Source organism: Enterobacter sp. PTB (assembly GCF_051130085.1).
Lineage (GTDB): Bacteria > Pseudomonadota > Gammaproteobacteria > Enterobacterales > Enterobacteriaceae > Enterobacter > Enterobacter ludwigii.
This window is the reverse complement of sequence record NZ_JBDKEE010000063.1, coordinates 1-4,100: the sequence shown is the minus strand read 5'-3', so window position 1 is coordinate 4,100 and position 4,100 is coordinate 1. Positions and strand designations below refer to the sequence as shown.

3 protein-coding genes and 3 pseudogenes are annotated in these 4,100 nt (G+C 44.9%); 2 read left to right on the top strand and 4 right to left on the bottom strand.

Features of this window, described 5'->3' with window-relative positions; translation table 11 throughout:
• Nucleotides 1-57 precede the first annotated feature (57 nt).
• The 4 genes and pseudogenes from AAIR21_RS27315 to AAIR21_RS27300 all read right to left on the bottom strand — a co-directional run.
• Nucleotides 58-210 (bottom strand): annotated as a pseudogene (locus tag AAIR21_RS27315) (LysE family translocator); the annotation flags it as partial.
• 185 nt (nt 211-395) lie between these two features.
• Nucleotides 396-1,277 carry a hypothetical protein gene (locus tag AAIR21_RS27310; protein ID WP_183516551.1) on the bottom strand — a complete coding sequence of 294 codons (882 nt, stop codon included), beginning with the start codon at nt 1,275-1,277 and terminating at the stop codon, nt 396-398.
• Nucleotides 1,278-1,600: 323 nt separating this feature from the next.
• Nucleotides 1,601-2,011: an ASCH domain-containing protein gene (locus tag AAIR21_RS27305; RefSeq protein ID WP_025204715.1), complete on the bottom strand. Its 411-nt coding sequence runs from the start codon at nt 2,009-2,011 to the stop codon at nt 1,601-1,603.
• A 179-nt stretch (nt 2,012-2,190) separates the two neighbouring features.
• A pseudogene (locus AAIR21_RS27300) lies at nt 2,191-2,589 on the bottom strand (MerR family transcriptional regulator).
• Between the two features lie 125 nt (nt 2,590-2,714).
• Here AAIR21_RS27300 and AAIR21_RS27295 point away from each other — a divergent pair.
• A pseudogene (locus AAIR21_RS27295) lies at nt 2,715-3,146 on the top strand (DUF2938 family protein).
• A 293-nt stretch (nt 3,147-3,439) separates the two neighbouring features.
• Nucleotides 3,440-3,814 (top strand): cell envelope integrity TolA C-terminal domain-containing protein, encoded by a 375-nt coding sequence (locus AAIR21_RS27290; RefSeq protein WP_032681460.1) that lies wholly within the window; start codon nt 3,440-3,442, stop codon nt 3,812-3,814.
• The last annotated feature ends 286 nt before the right edge of the window (nt 3,815-4,100 follow it).

Sequence of the window (4,100 nt, the reverse complement as noted above, 5' to 3'; positions counted from 1 at the left end):
ACGTCAGCCTGCCTGTAAACTAAATTTTACTCTACGTCCTCAACGAGGCGCTTACAAACAGCCAGCATCAATGCCAAGCGCAGCGTGAAAAGCCTTTTTACCGCCCTCAGCACAAGCGGTGCGCAGAATAAGTGCCGTATCAAGACCGGGAGTCAGGGTAAGTAACAGTGCTGCGAGAGAGAATGCGAAGAGGGAATCGTTAACAGTCATTTTCTTTGTCCGAAAGAGCAGATGCTAATCATTTAGCTCCCTACAATCAATCCATTAAATATTGTTTTTAAAGGTCTGCTCTTCGCTCCTGGCGGACCTTTGGCTCAGTTAGCTTGTCCGCTCCGTGCCTGGAGCGGACAAGCTAACCAATACCATTTTAATTCCTTATGAAGCAGGTGAAATTGTCAGTTCCAGTATTCATATTTCGCCGTCATTACGGCGTTATGTTTGTCCACATACTGTTTACCTGTCCGATCAGTTGGGGTGATTGTAATATCCATATTGGCGTGTGTGCATTCTCCATGTGAGTTCCACTCCTCGCAGGTGACCAGAGTTTTTTCGATGGTGAAATACGTCTGGGTCTTGCTCAGGGTCAACTCACGGCCCTCGTTATCATAGCTATACTCTTCTATGGTTGAGGGTGATTGGGTTTTGATTAGGCGATGATTGCCATCATAACTGTATTCAATCGTATTATTATCTATCGCCATACTTCCTTTACTTGCCGCGCTTGCCAGTAATCCTGATGAATTGAAGGCGTAGTCGATTGTGCCCACTACGGTTTTGTCTTTATCTTCTGGTTTTGTGGCCGCGATAACCGAACGATTAACTGCACGGCTGATAATTCCTTTATCGTTAAGCAGGTACATTCCCTCAAGAGTCTGCCGATATGCCTGCGTGGTTTTCTGACTGTTTTTATCGGTGATGACGCCGTTTGAGTCCACCTGGATGCGCCAGCCAAATTCCGTTTTATTCAACTGAATTTCAGAGGTTGCCGTGAAAACTGCTTTCTGGCCTGCTGAGGTTTTGACCTCTTTCATACGGCCGCCAATTAATTCACCGCATTGACTGAAGTTGCTTTGAACCGATGTGCGGAGATACCCGTCAGGACTATCAATAGTGATTGATACAGATTTGGGAATTTCAGTTCTTGTCGGCTCGCTCAGAAGGATGAAGTTGTTCAGTTTGTTTTTAGCGAAGGTTTCCGCAGTGCATTGTGCTGCATAAGTCTGAAATGTGCAGAGGGATAAGAGCGTAATTAACAGTTTTTTATTATTGAATGACATTATTTGTTGTCCTCAAGAACCGATCAGTTATCCAGATTTGGTTACGTTGGCGAAGTTTTGTTTCATTGGTTGGCTCAACAACTCGTTGCAACTAAGCTGAACGTCTGCCGGACATATCGGAACCCCGCGGTTGCCAGTAAGAAAGGAGATCTATGAATCATCCTCTGGCCGCTGGATCTGCACGGTCCAGATGAGTAAGCAATACACTATCACAACCGGTACTGGCTGCAATCGAGGCGGCATAGTTAGTTTGGCCGCTTAGTGCCAGAAGCGGATGTTGTTATAAAGGGCAGGGGATTGAACGCAAGATCGTTTAGCTGATCTTACAGTAGTTCAACCACTTCAAATTCTTCTGTAATTAGCTCCATTTCTTCAGAGAAATACCCTTCGCGGGTGAAAAACCGCTGATGTTCCTTCTGCCAGTATTCAAGGCTTAAATCGCCTTCACCTTCTTTGCGGGCAAACTCCTCAGTAACATCACAAAAACGAACCAGTCGCATTGAAACCAGCCTGATTACGCAGACCGGGATGCTCTGGCCATCAAGGATAATGTTATAGCTCCCAATTTTCGGCGCAGGCTCTTCCTGCTGATAAGAGGCAAAAGATCCGCAAGAGGCTGTTTTGATCCCTTTTTTAATCAGATCCGCAAGCTCACTGGCCAGTTCCGGGCTATCACCCATTTGCCAGGCATTTGCACCTGGATACTTCACTTTCAATTCCTCAACAGCAGCCATGAATAGCCCTTCTTAATTGTCTATGAAAAATGTCACACGGGGGTGAGCATGAACTGTCCAGATATTAACAGCGATGCTTTCCACTGGTAATGTCGTCCACTTTTTGCTGCTGGAGACTTCACAACTCTTTTGTTAATCCGCCTGGTATCATGAGGCGTGCCCGATTCGTTAATCGTCATTTATATGACGAGCCGAAGTCCTTTTGAGACAATTTTTTTGAACTCCTCGCATTCGGAATGCACGCTTTTCGAACAGCAAGCAACATGCTTCAGTCCCTGGCTTAACAACTGGAGCCGGCGGATGGTACTGTCGATCTCCTTTGCTCGTTGAAGAAGCAGAACATTGTTGAGAATGAGTTTGTTGTCTTCACTGAACATGTCGGCAATCTCATCAAGACAAAAACCTGCTGCCTGTCCCAGAGCGATTAATTGCAATTTATTGACCACAATCTCGTTGTACTACCTCCTAAGGCCATTACGACCAATAGGTTTAATAAGCCCTTTCTTTTCGTAATATCGCAACGCCGATGGTGTAACTCCCGTAAGGTTGGCGACTTCTCTGATATCCAGTTCTTTCATTGTTGACTTAAACCGCACTTTAAGTTGCACACTGATTATCAGCTTATCATTTCACTGAGAAAAGGAAGTGGACTTTGGATATTATTTTCAAAACGATCATCACGGGAATTGGCGCAACGCTGGTTATGGATTTGTGGTAACTTTTTCAGAAGTACATTCTGAAAATACCACCATTGAATTATGCTTTGGTTGGGCGCTGGGTTTTACTCCTCCCTAAGGGGAAATTCAGGCATCACACCATTCTTTCATCGCCGCAGATACATGGAGAGATGCTTACTGGCTGGATACTCCATTACCTTACCGGTATATTTTTTGCGTTTATCCCGTTTTCGCTTGACGGAAAGTTCTGGCTCCATGAACCCTCGCTGTTAATTGGCGTGTTGACAGGCTTAATAACGTTAACTGCCCCATTTTTGATGTTGCAACCCGCGTTTGGCTTTGGTATCGCGGCCTCACGTACACCTCATCCATGGCTTTCGCGTCTGTTAAGCCTGCTTACACACATTGTATTTGGTATTGGCTTATATGGCGTTGCCGCTGTTTTGGCGTCATTCTAAGAGCCTCATCAAGCCGTTCAGGCGTGAGACAGCTCGTGCTTCTTGCCGGAACTACCCTCTGCCGAATTTCGCAATAATCGGCATTTTGAGAGCGCTTAAGAGGCGGGCATTGAAAAACTCCATGAGGTTATCAAAAGGGAGCCTGTAACTGCTTAATAACGACCTCGTCATCGCCAGAAAGGGCAGTTGAAAATGTGCTCGTGATGGCGGAATAATCTATCAATGTATATAACGAATTTAATGGAGTGAGGGTGCAGGGAGTGAGAGCGAATGAAATGGTAAGGAAATTTTTTATGCTGGCATTTGTTGCCAGTCTGGCAACGGGATGCACGCCATTAAAACCTTCCGGATGCCATAAAACCACGGCAAGGGCTAATTGCGGTTCTGGCTACTGGGACGATCAGGATGAATGGGGCGCGCAAGCGCGGGCGATCAGAGCCGCGATAAATGCAAAACTGGCTGACCCACAAAACTGGAAAGGGAAGAAGTGTCGATTACACATAGAGTTTGCTCAGAATGGTAAGGCTTTAAACATATCAACTAGCGACGGTAATAAAGCATATTGCGAAGCGGTAAAATCAGCAGCCCAGAAAGCCACCTTTCCAGCTTTTACTAATCAGGAAGTGTACCGCGATTTTCAAAAATCTCGCTTTGATTTACGCGGTTAGTCATACCATGAACATCAGTAGGTCCGCTTTTCGCTCACTGCGGACCTTCATCTCAGTTAGCTCGTCCACTGTGTGCCAAAAGTGGAAGCTACTCCCCCATTCGGTGTTAATCGATACAGAGCAGATCAATCTACGACAAAGAAAATGAGAGGCTTATCACTACTCATATGAAAATTATTGTAGTAAAGTGAATAGTCAATTTATCGTTTATAAATCATTGGCATATATGTCATATCAATATCAATATCAATATCAATATCAATATCAATATCAATATCAATATCAA

Coding starts and splice junctions, on each gene's coding strand:
- AAIR21_RS27290 (WP_032681460.1), top strand. CDS start 3,440: ATGCTGGCATTTGTTGCCAGTCTGGCAACGGGATGCACGCCATTAAAA.
- AAIR21_RS27310 (WP_183516551.1), bottom strand. CDS start 1,277: ATGTCATTCAATAATAAAAAACTGTTAATTACGCTCTTATCCCTCTGC.
- AAIR21_RS27305 (WP_025204715.1), bottom strand. CDS start 2,011: ATGGCTGCTGTTGAGGAATTGAAAGTGAAGTATCCAGGTGCAAATGCC.